The sequence below is a fragment of the Limnospira indica PCC 8005 genome (assembly GCF_000973065.1).
GTDB lineage: Bacteria > Cyanobacteriota > Cyanobacteriia > Cyanobacteriales > Microcoleaceae > Limnospira > Limnospira fusiformis.
The window spans coordinates 2,514,538-2,528,434 of sequence record NZ_FO818640.1 but is presented as its reverse complement, the minus strand read 5'-3'; the positions used below and the strand labels follow the sequence as shown (position 1 = coordinate 2,528,434).

Annotated in this window: 9 protein-coding genes and 12 pseudogenes; 15 read left to right on the top strand and 6 right to left on the bottom strand. The window is 46.8% G+C overall.

Annotation, left to right across the window (positions count from 1 at the left end; translation table 11 throughout):
* Positions 1-73: 73 nt before the first annotated feature.
* Positions 74-574: pseudogene (locus XZ46_RS29200) on the top strand (IS630 transposase-related protein); the annotation flags it as partial.
* 20 nt (positions 575-594) lie between these two features.
* Here the strand turns inward: XZ46_RS29200 and XZ46_RS11140 are convergent.
* The 3 pseudogenes from XZ46_RS11140 to XZ46_RS32385 all read right to left on the bottom strand — a co-directional run.
* Positions 595-864, bottom strand: a pseudogene (locus XZ46_RS11140) (transposase); the annotation flags it as partial.
* Between the two features lie 18 nt (positions 865-882).
* Positions 883-1,950, bottom strand: a pseudogene (locus XZ46_RS32390) (IS630-like element ISAtsp4 family transposase).
* A gap of 50 nt (positions 1,951-2,000) precedes the next feature.
* Positions 2,001-2,616: pseudogene (locus XZ46_RS32385) on the bottom strand (IS630 family transposase); the annotation flags it as partial.
* 57 nt (positions 2,617-2,673) lie between these two features.
* Here XZ46_RS32385 and XZ46_RS11115 point away from each other — a divergent pair.
* From XZ46_RS11115 to panD, 11 genes and pseudogenes are all read left to right on the top strand, one after another.
* Positions 2,674-3,039, top strand: a pseudogene (locus XZ46_RS11115) (transposase); the annotation flags it as partial.
* Positions 3,040-4,020: 981 nt separating this feature from the next.
* Positions 4,021-5,055 carry an RNA-guided endonuclease InsQ/TnpB family protein gene (locus XZ46_RS11110; protein ID WP_006625941.1) on the top strand — a complete coding sequence of 345 codons (1,035 nt, stop codon included), beginning with the start codon at positions 4,021-4,023 and terminating at the stop codon, positions 5,053-5,055.
* A gap of 105 nt (positions 5,056-5,160) precedes the next feature.
* Positions 5,161-5,769 (top strand): annotated as a pseudogene (locus XZ46_RS29185) (IS607 family transposase).
* The gene (locus XZ46_RS38015; protein WP_228116579.1) at positions 5,726-5,833 is read left to right on the top strand and encodes a helix-turn-helix domain-containing protein; all 108 of its coding nucleotides are present in this window, start codon (positions 5,726-5,728) and stop codon (positions 5,831-5,833) included. Before XZ46_RS29185 ends, XZ46_RS38015 begins: the two are co-directional and overlap by 44 nt.
* 31 nt (positions 5,834-5,864) lie before the next feature.
* Positions 5,865-6,842: an RNA-guided endonuclease InsQ/TnpB family protein gene (locus XZ46_RS11100; RefSeq protein WP_006670006.1), complete on the top strand. Its 978-nt coding sequence runs from the start codon at positions 5,865-5,867 to the stop codon at positions 6,840-6,842.
* A gap of 415 nt (positions 6,843-7,257) precedes the next feature.
* Positions 7,258-7,827: an inorganic diphosphatase gene (locus tag XZ46_RS11090; protein ID WP_006625944.1), complete on the top strand. Its 570-nt coding sequence runs from the start codon at positions 7,258-7,260 to the stop codon at positions 7,825-7,827.
* Between the two features lie 168 nt (positions 7,828-7,995).
* The gene (iscB, locus tag XZ46_RS11085; protein WP_006625945.1) at positions 7,996-9,036 is read left to right on the top strand and encodes an RNA-guided endonuclease IscB; all 1,041 of its coding nucleotides are present in this window, start codon (positions 7,996-7,998) and stop codon (positions 9,034-9,036) included.
* Between the two features lie 307 nt (positions 9,037-9,343).
* Positions 9,344-9,421 (top strand): annotated as a pseudogene (locus XZ46_RS37815) (helix-turn-helix domain-containing protein); the annotation flags it as partial.
* A gap of 89 nt (positions 9,422-9,510) precedes the next feature.
* Positions 9,511-9,639: a hypothetical protein gene (locus XZ46_RS37810; RefSeq protein ID WP_006625947.1), complete on the top strand. Its 129-nt coding sequence runs from the start codon at positions 9,511-9,513 to the stop codon at positions 9,637-9,639.
* A gap of 114 nt (positions 9,640-9,753) precedes the next feature.
* Positions 9,754-10,035, top strand: a complete 282-nt coding sequence (locus XZ46_RS36540; protein WP_006625949.1) for a hypothetical protein — start codon at positions 9,754-9,756, stop codon at positions 10,033-10,035.
* 19 nt (positions 10,036-10,054) lie between these two features.
* Entirely contained in the window at positions 10,055-10,420 is a 366-nt protein-coding gene (gene panD, locus XZ46_RS11070; RefSeq protein WP_006615999.1) for an aspartate 1-decarboxylase, read from the top strand.
* 537 nt (positions 10,421-10,957) lie between these two features.
* On the opposite strand, the pseudogene XZ46_RS29175 reads toward panD, so the two are convergent.
* Positions 10,958-11,098, bottom strand: a pseudogene (locus XZ46_RS29175) (HNH endonuclease); the annotation flags it as partial.
* Positions 11,099-11,113: 15 nt separating this feature from the next.
* Positions 11,114-11,275, bottom strand: a pseudogene (locus tag XZ46_RS34185) (IS4 family transposase); the annotation flags it as partial.
* Between the two features lie 52 nt (positions 11,276-11,327).
* Here XZ46_RS34185 and XZ46_RS29170 point away from each other — a divergent pair.
* From XZ46_RS29170 to XZ46_RS34180, 3 genes and pseudogenes are all read left to right on the top strand, one after another.
* Positions 11,328-12,214, top strand: a pseudogene (locus tag XZ46_RS29170) (IS630-like element ISAtsp4 family transposase); the annotation flags it as partial.
* A 63-nt stretch (positions 12,215-12,277) separates the two neighbouring features.
* Positions 12,278-13,153 (top strand): IS630 family transposase, encoded by an 876-nt coding sequence (locus XZ46_RS11055; protein WP_008050515.1) that lies wholly within the window; start codon positions 12,278-12,280, stop codon positions 13,151-13,153.
* 17 nt (positions 13,154-13,170) lie between these two features.
* A pseudogene (locus XZ46_RS34180) lies at positions 13,171-13,353 on the top strand (IS630 family transposase); the annotation flags it as partial.
* 19 nt (positions 13,354-13,372) lie between these two features.
* On the opposite strand, the pseudogene XZ46_RS32375 reads toward XZ46_RS34180, so the two are convergent.
* Positions 13,373-13,843 (bottom strand): annotated as a pseudogene (locus XZ46_RS32375) (transposase); the annotation flags it as partial.
* Positions 13,844-13,897: the final 54 nt, after the last annotated feature.

The following is a 13,897-nucleotide window of genomic DNA, read 5'->3' as shown; positions in this document are numbered from 1 at the left end:
AATGGAGAGGACGAGATGACTAAGAAGACCCAAAAAGCCAGCCCCCTATAGTTACGACCTCAGACAAAAAGTTATTAATGCAATTGAACTAGACGGTATGCCCAAAACATAAGCCAGTCAACTTTTCCATGTCAGCCGGAACACCATTAATCTCTGGCTGCAAAGAAAAGCACAGACCGGAGACTTCCTCCCTAAACCTCATCACCCACCTGGCAATAACCACAAAATTACCGACTGGCAAAAATTCAAGGCTTTTGCCCAAGAGCATGGCCACAAAACCTCCGCTCAGATGGCTGAACTTTGGGATGACGACATCTCTCCTCGCACCATATCCAGAGCCTTGAAGAAAATTGGCTTCACCAGAAAAAAAAACTTACGGCTACCAAGAACGTTGGAAGCAACAGCGAGAGGAGTTTATGGCTCAGATTGAACAGATGGAGCCGAGCCGGAAGGGTTGGTTTACCTCGATGAAGCTGGCATGAATAGTCAAGACTCCGATTATCCTTATGGTTACTGCCAGGAAGGACAACGCTTCCATGCCCTCAAATCAGGGAAGAGGCAGGGCAGGGTGAGCTATAGCATTAGTCAAGGTGGTTAGGACGCAGCTTTGAGAACGGAATCCATGGCATCATGGAGAGAATCAAACTGCTCAATGCAGTGGCGAATACGGGCTTTCAGCCACGACCAACATTTCTCTATCTTGTTGAGGTCTGGCGAATAAGGTGGTAGATAGAGTAAACGGCATTGAGCTGCCTCCACCAGTTCAGCAATCCGCCCCCCTTTATGAAACGTTGCATTGTCCAATACTAGAGTCTGACCTGGCTTCAATGTTGGAATTAAGATGAACTCCAACCACAACTCATATCAAGTCCGGATAATCAATTATAGTAAAGTCTCGGTTTGAGGCCACCAATGAAAACTGGTCAAGCCTCGAATTAATTCGCGCTGTTTCCACAAACTTCGGCAGCGAGCACACAAGAGTTCCTCTAGCTGATCAAGATTCTCAAATGAACGATTGGCAATGGGTTCATCTACCAGAGGCCACAGTCTTTCTGCTGGTTGTAGTTCCGGGGAATGGGACGGTAGAAACATTAAATGCAGTCCTTCGGGTACTTTCAGATTCTTACTGATATGCCATCCGGCTTGATCAACCACTAACATAATGTGTTGATTTGGACCTAATTTAAATTCGGCAGCAAACTCCTGTAACACTCGACTAAATAGAGTTGTATTGACGTAAGGTATAATCCACCAATAAGTCTCTCCCGTTTCCGGTCTCACAAAACCATATAGCCATAACCACTCGAATTTCCAATTAATATGGGCGAGTGGTTGACAATCTTCCGCTACATAAATACGTCGCATCACCGGTTTGAGTCCCAGACGGTGTTCATCTTCGCTTCACAATTGCACCTGTGCATCAGGGTATCTCCGGCGAAGTCCCTCTAACTCCGTTACCAGTTTTTTTTTCCAGGCTTGCTGCTCGTCTTCGTCACTTTCGGTGTGAGCCGGTCTCGGTACACGAAGCCGAAATGTCATTTGTCGCAGAATCTCCCATCCCCTTTGTCGGCTAATTTTTCGTCCAGTTACTCCTGTCAACCAGTCTGCCACCTGGCGACCGTTCCACAGTCCCCCATCCGGCGCTGTTCCTTGCAGGGCTTGCCATAACTGAGCTTGAGTCACATCATCAATTAACGGTGGATGTCCGGGATTTCCTTTTCGGCGCGCACCCAGCCCTTTTAATCCCAATTGGTTGTATCTCTTTACCAATTCATAAATCCAGATGCGACTGTAGCCCGTAATTTCTTGGACTTCCTCCGTGGTCTTCCCCTTAGCCAACAACCAAATAATTTGATATTGGCGACTTTCCAAGCCCTCTTGGGCTTGGTGATCAGCCCGGCCAAGTTCTTCGGTACTTAAGTGGGGAGCTATACTAATTCGTCTGGGCATAACGCAAGTTTGGCATTGGTCACTGATATTATAACCGATTAAGCGAACTTGATATCAAACACTGTCCGATTACAACAACCCTCAAAGCTAAAGGGAGCTAAGAGTTGTTGATGACACCATGCGGCTATCATACTTACCCTGCCCTGCCTCTTCCCTGATTTGAGTGCATGGAAGCGTTTTCCTTCCTCGCAGTAACCATAAGGGTAATCCGAGTCCTGACTATTCATGGCGGCTTCATCGAGGTAGACCACTTCTTCCGGCTCCATCTGTTCAATCTGAGCCATAAACTCCTCTCGCTGTTGCTTCCAACGTTCTTGGTAGCCGTAAGTTTTTTTTTCTGGTGAAGCCAATTTTCTTCAAGGCTCTGGATATGGTGCGAGGAGAGATGTCGTCATCCCAAAGTTCAGCCATTTGAGCTGCTGTTTTGTGGCCATGCTCTTGGGCAAAAGCCTTGAATTTCTGCCAGTCGGTAATTTTGTGGTTATTGCCAGGTCGGTGATGAGCTTTAGGGAGGAAGTCTCCGGTCTGTGCTTTTCTTTGCAGCCAGAGATTAATGGTGTTCCTGCTGACATGGAAAACTTGACTGGCTTCTGTTTTGGGCATACCGTCTAGTTCAATGGCATCAATAACTTTTTGTCTGAGGTCGTAACTATAGGGGGCTGGCATTTTTGGTCTTCTTAGTCATCTCGTCCTCTCCATTATACGTCCTAAGTGTTCTGTCTTGTGCTATATATGGCCCCATGGTGTCATCAACAACTCTTAGCTCCCTTTAGCTTTGAGGGTTGTTGTAATCGGACAGTGTTTGAGTTGTGGTTGGAGTTCATCTTAATTCCAACATTGAAGCCAGGTCAGACTCTAGTATTGGACAATGCAACGTTTCATAAAGGGGGGCGGATTGCTGAACTGGTGGAGGCAGCTCAATGCCGTTTACTCTATCTACCACCTTATTCGCCAGACCTCAACAAGATAGAGAAATGTTGGTCGTGGCTGAAAGCCCGTATTCGCCACTGCATTGAGCAGTTTGATTCTCTCCATGATGCCATGGATTCCGTTCTCAAAGCTGCGTCCCGTCCTAACCACCTTGACTAATGCTATACAACGAAACACCTACTCTTCCCCTTGCTCTTTTGAGCGCAGCGTGTCAACCTATTTCGCTACTTATAGTATAGTTTACGATGGTTCAAGTCGGAACATTCAGATTTCCTTAGTCATGGATGGTTGGCAGTGGTCGGATTGTTGGGAATAGGTTTCCCTCACGCCTTCCGTTCCCCGCTTCTATCCCAGGGTTGTGAATCCTGAAACTGGGGGTGGCTATCGCCGTCACTCTTTCCCGCAATCGCCCTAATTGGTTTTAATACTCCTTCTTGTAGTCGTTGGGTATTCGATTTGATTTGCGGAATTGACCTTGAGTTCCCAGCCTTGCTTTCGCTGTTGGGACATATAAACAGTTATGGGGATGGTCAGAGTCGAGCCTCTTATATTCAGCCAAGGGGCTGAAATACCCACCAGGGGGTTATTTCGGGTATTGCAACTTTATTTAATGCCTGAATGTCTCGCACCGCTGCTTACTATTTACGATGGTTCAAGTCGGAACATTCAGATTTCCTTAGTCATGGATGGTTGGCAGTGGTCGTTTTTGGTAGTAGGTTCTACTTCACGCCTTCCGTTCCCCGCTTCTATCCCAGGGTTGTGAATCCTGAAACTGGGGGTGGCTATCGCCGTTACTCTTTCCCACATTCGCCCAAGTGGTTTTAATACTCCTCCTTATGGTATAATTGAGCATTACGATTTCTTTGTGGGATTGACCTTGAGTTCCCTGCCCTACTTAGATTCCTCCAAGCGTCGGGACATATAAACAGTTATGGGAATGGTCAGGAGTGCACTCCTTATATTCAACCAAGGGGTTGAAGTACCCTCCAGACAGTTATTTCAGCATTGCAGCCTTATTTCATGCCTGAACGTCTCGCACAACTATCATAGTAAATCATGGGTTTCCAACCCCGTGCTTCCAGCACGGCTTTACATTGGAGACACTTCTCACTAAAATACACATAGTTCTAGTGAGAAGCTATGTACCTGACTCAAAAGAACCAGATACGAGGACTTCCAGTGCGAGAGTTGAAAGCCTTGGGGGAACTCTGCCGACTGAGTAAAAATCTCTACAATGTAGGAATTTACACTCAATGGCAGTATTACTTCCAAGATGGGAAACATCTTTGCTACGAGTCCAACTATCACTACTGTAAGGGAAACTCGAACTATAAACGGTTGAACACCGATATAGCCCAACAAACTCTTAAAGTAGTCGATCGCACTTTTCGGAGCTTCTACCGTTTGAGCCAGGCCCTCAAAGAGGAGACCTTTCCACAGAAAGTTAGACTCCCTCACTACCGGCCCAAAGACGCTTATTTCGTCCGGATTAGGCCGAGGGTTAAAATCAAGGACGGAAAATTTAGAGTTCCCGTGTCTCTCGACTTGGGCAACTGGCGGGGCGAAATTTGGATTCCTTTCCCGGAAAGAATCGCTCCCGACACTCTCAAGGAAGTTCGGATTCACCCTCGATATAACGCCCGTTTTTTTGACGTGGAGTTTATTTACGAGGTGGAAGCAACTCCCGTTCCCACCGAACCCGATACGGCTCTAGAGATCGATATCGGACTTGACAATCTGGCTACTTGCGTCGATACCAACGGGGCATCCTTTATCGTGGATGGCAAAAAACTGAAATCCCTTAACCGTTGGTACAACAAAGAGAACGCCCGACTGCAATCGATTAAAGATTTGCAGAAAATCGAGGGAATAAAGGAGCGCCAGACTAGGGTAACGCGGAATCGCCATAGCAAGGTTAGGGATTATCTCAACAAAGCCGCCCGTTACATTGTTAATCACTGTATCGAGAACCGAATCGCGAAAATTGTGGTAGGTTTTAACGTCGGTATCAAGCCGGAGATTAATATCGCCAGCCCCAATAACCAGAACTTCCTTCAAATTCCCCACGCCAGTTTTAGAGCTAAACTGAAAGCATTGCGGGGGAGATACGGTATCTCCTACGTTGAACAGGAGGAATCGTATACTTCTAAAGCTAGTTTTCCTATTGGGGGATAAATTGCCGAAACACCGATAAACCGAGAGAGTATGATTTAATCTCAAATTAGGTTAATATTTTAGGGCAATATGGTATAATAAGCGAGAAGAGTTGAGGATAAACCTATTGCCAGATATGTCAAACCCAAGGAAGGAGCCAAAATCCTTGGAGTCCATGAAAGAACACTCCGCAGATGGGACTCCAATGGCTCAATCGAGACCATCAGAACCCCCGCTGGGCAACGACGATACAACGTTGAGTCATATTCTGATTCCATATCAGGCAGTGACAAATGCAAAGTCGTTATCTATGCCAGAGTTAGTAGCCGCGCCCAGCAGTCAGACCTCAACCGACAGGTGGCCGCACTGTCCAACCTCTACCCCGAAGCAGAAGTCGTCTCAGAAATCCGAGGCGGGCTCAACTTCAAGGGAAAGAAAATGCTGGCCTGACTGGGACATCATTTGTCAGGAGATGTCGGCATGGTTGTCGTTGCCCACCCAGACCGATTGGCAATATGGGGATTTGACTTGTTTCGATGGCTCTGTGAGCAAAACAGGTGCTCACTCATGGTTCTCAACCAGACAAGTCTCAGTCCAGAACCAGAAATGGTTGAGGACATCCTCGCCATCCTCCACTGCTTCAGTTCCCGATTATACGGACGGAGTAAATACAAAACTCAGGTCAAAGAAGATCCGGATTTACCCCAGCCTAGAGCTAAATCAAGTCTGGCGTAAATGGCTGGCTGCTTGTCGGTATTGCTACAACCAAGCAATTGCATTATCCCGGAGTGGTAAATGACTAAGCAAGTTAAAGTTACGCTGCGGAAGTGATGCAGAGTGACTTACCCGAATGGGTCAAAGAAACACCCTGCCACATTCGGCAAAATGCCATCTTTGATGCCTATCAGGCTTTGACCGCCAGTCCTGGTGCAAGGTTTAGAAGTTGTCGTGACAGCTCTCAAGCGATTAAGTTCAATAATACTAATTTCTCTTCAGGGAGTTGGTATCCAAGACTCACGAAAGGATTAACTTTCATGGTTTCCGAACCCATCCCTAAAACTTGCGGGCAAGGGACTCAGTTGGTGTTTACCAAAGGTCGATGGTTGGCGATTTTCCCTGAACCAGTTGCCGTTACCCCAACTGAAGCGAATGGCGTAATTACATTAGACCCGGGTGTGCGAACTTTCATAACTGGGTTTGATGGCTCTCGGTTTCTGGAATTGGGCTCCGGGGATATAGGACGCATTACTAGGCTATGTCAACATTTGGATGATTTGATGAGCCGAATCGCCAAGGAACCCTGTCGTTCAAGGAGGCGACGGATGAGGCAAGCGGCTCAACGAATGAGAACCAAAATCCGCAATCTAGTTGATGAAGCCCACAAACAAATTGCTCACTACTTGACTCACAACTACAGCATAATTTTTCTGCCCACCTTCGAGACTTCCAACATGGTTGCCAAAGCCAAGCGGAAAATCAAATCCAAGACTGCCCGAGCCATGCTGACATGGGCGCATTATCGATTCAAACTAACCCTGAGACATCAAGCCGAGATAACTGGAACCACAGTTGTAGATGTGACGGAAGAATACACCAGCAAAACCTGTACTCACTGTGGTCAGATGCATTCCCAGCTAGGTGGCTCAAAAGTGTTCCGATGTCCTGAGTGTGGGTTCACTCTACCCAGGGACTGGAACGGTGCTTTTGGAATCTTTCTAAAAGCTTTGCGGGATACCGCCTCTGTTACCTTAACGGGTAATAGTGCTATCGTCGCATTGTCAGGCAATAGCCGGATAAATGTCGCGTAAATGTATCAGTCTAAATTCTCTAGCCAACGGCTTAAACGGGGGCTGTATCGAACGAAAGATGGTTTTCTGGTTAACGCGGACTGTAACGGGGCGGCTAATATATTGAGGAAAAGTAAGCACAATGCTTTAAGCGGAGTGTCTGGGGGTTGTTTGGCACAGCCGTTAAGAGTGAAAATCTCTTAAAAATCTCCGCCTTCTACGGCGCTAGAGTGTCAACCGGACGCTAACCTTACGGCTATAGCGCGGGGCTTATCGGCGGTTAAGCTAAGTTTCTGGGTCAACCCTGATCAAGATTTGGCAAGCACTCAAGATTTGGCAAGCACTGGGGTAAGGGTAATCCTATCTCAGCCAGCCTAGCCTCTGAATAAATCCCCTTAGTGGGAAGTATGAAACATCAACTTGGAGAACGACAAATATGGACTTATCACTTATTCCCCCGGAACCGAAACCAGGATTGGTCAATGTGTTGATCGAAATTCCTGCGGGGAGTAAAAATAAATACGAATTTGACAAAGATTTACAAGCCTTCGCCGTAGATCGGGTTTTATACTCCTCTGTCCAGTACCCCTATGATTATGGGTTTATCCCGAATACTTTAGCGGATGATGGAGACCCCCTTGATGGCATGGTGTTGATGGATCAACCGACATTTCCTGGTTGTGTGATTGCGGCGCGGCCCATTGGTATGCTAGAAATGATTGATGGTGGCGATCGCGATGAGAAAATTCTCTGTGTTCCTGCCAAAGACCCCCGCTATAGTGAGGTAAAATCTCTGAAAGATATCGCACCTCACCGCCTAGAGGAAATTGCGGAATTTTTCAGAACCTACAAAAATCTTGAGAAAAAAGTCACAGAAATTCTGGGTTGGCAAGATGTGGACAAGGTACAAGCTATAGTGCAAGCCTCTTGCATAAAATCCGGTAATTTCCGGCAGGAGCCGGAAATTACTCCTCAAAGGAGATGTAAGATGCAGGTCCAGGATTAGACCTACGTTAAGGGGGTGATGACACCATCGGGTGAACACGAGCCTGTTGCTCTGTCGTCTATCTTTAAGGAACGACATGAGTGGATTTGTCAGCTCGAGTGAGCTAGACGTAAAAAGCCCCTTTAACATGACCGAGGCAAACATTACCCCATCTGGGAGATAGCTTAAATGCCAAATTACCAAAATTACGTTTTTGTGGTTGACACACTGGGGCAACCGTTAAGTCCCACTCATCCGGCCAGAGCCAGAAAGCTTTTGAAGAAGGGTTTAGCCGCAGTGTTTAGGACTTATCCATTTACAATTATACTCAAGAAAACTGTTGAGAACCCGGGCAATGAACCTAGTCGGATCAAGTTAGACCCAGGGGCATCAGTGACGGGTATTGCCTTAGTTAATCAAAGTCGGGACACAGTTATCTGGGCGGCTGAATTGACTCATAGAGGAGATAGAATCCGAGCCAAGTTAACTGCACGTCGCGTGGTTCGCCGCCACCGTCGTTGCCGAAAAACTCGTTACCGTCAAGCCAGATTCAATAACAGAAAGCGCCAAGAAGGATGGTTGGCTCCCAGCCTCAAACATCGAGTTGAAACCACCTTGACCTGGGTAAATCGACTGATTTCCTCACGCCCGATAACGGACATATCCATGGAGTTGGTACGATTTGACACCCAAAAGCTGCCCAACCCGGAAATATCTGGAGTTGAATACCAGCAAGGGGTTTTATTTGGATACGAGTTGAGAGAATATCTCTTGACGAAATGGCAACACCAGTGTGCCTACTGTGGTGGCCAAAATATCCCTTTAGAAATCGAACACATTCAGCCCAAAAGCCAGGGTGGTTTCGACCGAGTTAGCAATCTGGGTATTGCTTGCCATAAATGCAATCAGAAAAAAGGTTCTCAGCCGGTCGAGCAGTTTCTTTTGCCGAAACCGGAAATCTTGAAGCGGTGTAGCGTGCAGGCCCAAGCCCCCCTGAAAAATGCGGCAGCCGTCAATTCTACCCGATGGGCATTGTTTAACCGCCTGAAGCCAACTGGATTACCCATTGAAATTGGCACTGGAGGTTTAACAAAATATAATCGGACGGTTCAAGGACTACCGAAAACTCATTGGCTAGATGCCGCTGATTGTGTGGGAAAAAGCACCCACCCCCCGGTTGACAATCAAAACTCACCAGCCATTACTAATTACTTGTTTTGGGCGCGGTGACCGTCCAAAAGCGGCTCCTAACAAGAGGCTTCCGATTCGCCATAACCCATTAAAACCAATTAAGGGATGGCTTACCGGGGATATAGCCAAGCAGATGGCACATGGAATCGGTAGAATAACCCCGTCGAGTCGCGGCAGTTTTGTTTTAACCAAACCTGACAAAACTCAGTTTTCAGTCAAACCAATAGATTTGAAACCTGTTTTGAGAAGAGATGGCTATTTGTATAAATTTTCCTGAGTTGTCAGGTAATTACCAGGTTATAGATATACTGCAAGGATGACGGAGAAAGCCTAGCGATACCGATTTTACCCGGAACAGGAAAACCTGTTGCGGAGGACTTTGGGTTGTGTTCGCCTGGTGTATAACAAGCCATTAGCCACGGGGACTGATGGTTGGACTTCGCTCACCAACCAAGGTTGGTACGAGGAACAAGAGGGCATTGATTACGTCGAGACTTCTTCGATGCTGAGGAGGTGGAACAAGACGGAAGGGCTGGACTTGATCAAGCAGGTCAGTTCGGTTCGGCGATCGCAGAGACTCAGGCATTGGCAGTCCGCATTTTCCAACTTCTTCGCGGGAAGGACGAAGTACCCGAAGTTTAAAAAGAGGAGGAAGGGCGGAAGGGCTGAGTTGACCAAAGCGGCTTTTAATCGGGCGGGTTTATCCAGTGGGCTGGTGTTGGGCATGGCTGACGGTGGAGGCCGCCCCTACAGGGGATGCTTAAACTGCGGATACGATCGCCCTTAAAAATGCCGTTAAAAGTCCGGGAGTGGGAATGTCCCGACTGGGAAACTGATCACGACCGAGACAGACGTAAACGCCAGGATCAACATCTTAGCTGCCTGGCTGGCGGTGTCGGTCTGGGTGGCGACCCGAAGACCAGAACACAGCCGGAGTTGCGGGAGTGGTGCTCAAAACCCCAAAGGGGGAAAGAACCAGAAACCCAAATTGTTAGGTTTGGGAATCCCCTTCCGGTTACGGGGAGGATGTCAATGTGATCTGATGAGACCTTAAAATATGTATCGAACCCTGTTGTTGGCTAAAATTCATAACTGTACCCTAACTGAGGCTAACCTTAATTATGTCGGCAGTATAAGTATTGACCAAAACTTACTGGACACTGCCGGAATTTTGGTTAATGAACAGGTACAGGTGGTTAACACCACTAACGGGGCTAGACTGATTACCTATGTCATTCCTGCCCCACCTGGGTCTGGTGAAATTCAATTGAATGGGGCGGCGGCTCGTTTAGGCATTCCAGGCGATCGCCTGATAATTATGGCCTATGGGCAGTTGACCCCGGAAGAAGTCCCCACTCATCAGCCGAAAGTGGTTCTTGTGGACGAAAAAAATCAAGTGATCGAAATTCGCGGCCATGAATAGTTTAACAAAATTATCAGAAAAAATGGGTTGAAAACCTCGTCCTTTTAGGGCGACTTGGTGTGAACATAAATTGAAGTCGTTGACTTTGGGAACGCCGGAAACAAGAGACACTCCGTAATCCCTAAAACTCTAGCCATCACTGGTAGAAAAGCTTTCATCGTCAGTTCAAATGGCCAGAGCGAAGTCAAAATCAAATAGGGTAGGGCATACCCGAATTTACGCTTGGGGAGTAGTCTTTAAGAGTGCTTACTGTAAAAGGTGTAGGTGCGAGACCTTCAGGCATGAAATAGGGTTGAGACACCCGAAATAACCGCCTGGTGGGGACTTCAACCCCTTGGTTGAATACAAGAAGCGCACTTCTGACCATCCCTATAACTGTTTATATGTCCCGACGATTTGTATCATACGATACCAAATACCGGCAGGGAACCCAAGGTCAACAAACTCTGTAACAAATCGTAGTAGGGGTCGAGAGAGATGTCACCATCTCCCCCTCCCATACAGAACCGTACTTGAGACTTTCACCTCATACGGCTCCTAATTTGATTGTTCCATTGTTAAGGATACAGCGTTGGCATTGTCAATTGCCGTCTTATCATCATGACAGTGGCGGTGTAATAGTTGAAGGTTCTTGTATTCATCCTTTCCGCCTTGGCTTCGAGGTGCAATGTGGCTGAGAGGGTGACAAGAGAGCTAGACTGATTGCTGTACAAGGGATAGAGCATTTAGTCCTTGCCGAAAATTCTGAGCTTTATGAGGCTTGAGAGCCATCAATGCTAACATCTCTTCTTGCCAGAAAACTAGCGACTGGCTCCAAGCATAACCCGATAATCCGAGCCCAAAAATACTGTGATATCAAGTTCGCTTAATCGGTTATAATATCAGTGACCAATGCCAAACTTGCGTTATGCCCAGACGAATTAGTATAGCTCCCCACTTAAGTACCGAAGAACTTGGCCGGGCTGATCACCAAGCCCAAGAGGGCTTGGAAAGTCGCCAATATCAAATTATTTGGTTGTTGGCTAAGGGGAAGACCACGGAGGAAGTCCAAGAAATTACGGGCTACAGTCGCATCTGGATTTATGAATTGGTAAAGAGATACAACCAATTGGGATTAAAAGGGCTGGGTGCGCGCCGAAAAGGAAATCCCGGACATCCACCGTTAATTGATGATGTGACTCAAGCTCAGTTATGGCAAGCCCTGCAAGGAACAGCGCCGGATGGGGGACTGTGGAACGGTCGCCAGGTGGCAGACTGGTTGACAGGAGTAACTGGACGAAAAATTAGCCGACAAAGGGGATGGGAGATTCTGCGACAAATGACATTTCGGCTTCGTGTACCGAGACCGGCTCACATCGAAAGTGACGAAGACGAGCAGCAAGCCTGGAAAAAAAACTGGTAACGGAGTTAGAGGGACTTCGCCGGAGATACCCTGATGCACAGGTGCAATTGTGGAGCGAAGATGAACACCGTCTGGGACTCAAACCGGTGATGCGACGTATTTATGTAGCGGAAGATTGTCAACCACTCGCCCATATTAATTGGAAATTCGAGTGGTTATGGCTATATGGTTTTGTGAGACCGGAAACGGGAGAGACTTATTGGTGGATTATACCTTACGTCAATACAACTCTATTTAGTCGAGTGTTACAGGAGTTTGCTGCCGAATTTAAATTAGGTCCAAATCAACACATTATGTTAGTGGTTGATCAAGCCGGATGGCATATCAGTAAGAATCTGAAAGTACCCGAAGGACTGCATTTAATGTTTCTACCGTCCCATTCCCCGGAACTATAGCACAAGACAGAACACTTAGGACGTATAATGGAGAGGACGAGATGACTAAGAAGACCAAAAATGCCAGCCCCCTATAGTTACGACCTCAGACAAAAAGTTATTGATGCCATTGAACTAGACGGTATGCCCAAAACAGAAGCCAGTCAAGTTTTCCATGTCAGCAGGAACACCATTAATCTCTGGCTGCAAAGAAAAGCACAGACCGGAGACTTCCTCCCTAAACCTCATCACCGACCTGGCAATAACCACAAAATTACCGACTGGCAGAAATTCAAGGCTTTTGCCCAAGAGCATGGCCACAAAACCTCCGCTCAAATGGCTGAACTTTGGGATGACGACATCTCTCCTCGCACCATATCCAGAGCCTTGAAGAAAATTGGCTTCACCAGAAAAAAAACTTACGGCTACCAAGAACGTTGGAAGCAACAGCGAGAGGAGTTTATGGCTCAGATTGAACAGATGGAGCCACAAGAAGTGGTCTACCTCGATGAAGCCGGCATGAATAGTCAGGACTCGGATTACCCTTATGGTTACTGCGAGGAAGGAAAACGCTTCCATACACTCAAATCAGGGAAGAGGCAGGGCAGGGTAAGTATGATAGCCGCATGGTGTCATCAACAACTCTTAGCTCCCTTTAGCTTTGAGGGTTGTTGTAATCGGACAGTGTTTGAGTTGTGGTTGGAGTTCATCTTAATTCCAACATTGAAGCCAGGTCAGACTCTAGTATTGGACAATGCAACGTTTCATAAAGGGGGGCGGATTGCTGAACTGGTGGAGGCAGCTCAATGCCGTTTACTCTATCTACCACCTTATTCGCCAGACCTCAAGAAGATAGAGAAATGTTGGTCGTGGCTGAAAGCCCGTATTCGCCACGGTATTGAGCAGTTTGATTCTCTCCATGATGCCATGGATTCCGTTCTCAAAGCTGCGTCCTAACCACCTTGACTAATGCTATACAACCAGCAGAAAGACTGTGGCCTCTGGTAGATGAACCCATTGCCAATCGTTCATTTGAGAATCTTGATCAGCTAGAGGAACTCTTGTGTGCTCGCTGCCGAAGTTTGTGGAAACAGCGCGAATTAATTCGAGGCTTGACCAGTTTTCATTGGTGGCCTCAAACCGAGACTTTACTATAATTGATTATCCGGACTTGATATGATGGGGAAAATTATTAGGAGTTTTTTCGCTTCGACCGAGGTAAGCTACTAAGTGATTAGCTTCCCACTCATGACCTCCTAGTGTCGCCAGCCAATAAGCAAAAGTAATCAACAAAACCAAGGCTAAAAATCGGGTTGAATCCACCCGAGTAGATTCCATATTATAGCCCCCACTTTGACAATCTCTAAACATCATTTCGATACCCCACCGTGCTTGATAAAGTTGCTTAACCAGCTTGGGGTTATCAAGCCTAGTTAGTAAATACCACGGTTATTTTACCTTTTTTCCTCGGTGAATTTTTTGCCAATAAACTCCTAGGTTAAATCCCTGAATAGGTGCAAATTTTTGCAAGGTTACATTTTTAAAAAAATGGGATTCGCCCGACTTAAATCCTTGAGTTTTTAAAGACTTACCTGGCTGGCATGAGGTAGCTACAAAAGCACTCTTTTTATAACGAAATATAGCATTAGTCAAGGTGGTTAGGACGCAGCTTTGAGAACGGAATCCATGGCATCATGGAGA

What these genes read in the sequence shown, in the direction of transcription:
- XZ46_RS36540 (WP_006625949.1), top strand. Translation starts at nt 9,754, where the DNA reads ATGCTTAAACTGCGGATACGATCGCCCTTAAAAATGCCGTTAAAAGTC.
- XZ46_RS11110 (WP_006625941.1), top strand. Translation starts at nt 4,021, where the DNA reads ATGTACCTGACTCAAAAGAACCAGATACGAGGACTTCCAGTGCGAGAG.
- XZ46_RS11055 (WP_008050515.1), top strand. Translation starts at nt 12,278, where the DNA reads ATGCCAGCCCCCTATAGTTACGACCTCAGACAAAAAGTTATTGATGCC.
- iscB (WP_006625945.1), top strand. Translation starts at nt 7,996, where the DNA reads ATGCCAAATTACCAAAATTACGTTTTTGTGGTTGACACACTGGGGCAA.
- panD (WP_006615999.1), top strand. Translation starts at nt 10,055, where the DNA reads ATGTATCGAACCCTGTTGTTGGCTAAAATTCATAACTGTACCCTAACT.
- XZ46_RS11090 (WP_006625944.1), top strand. Translation starts at nt 7,258, where the DNA reads ATGGACTTATCACTTATTCCCCCGGAACCGAAACCAGGATTGGTCAAT.
- XZ46_RS11100 (WP_006670006.1), top strand. Translation starts at nt 5,865, where the DNA reads ATGCAGAGTGACTTACCCGAATGGGTCAAAGAAACACCCTGCCACATT.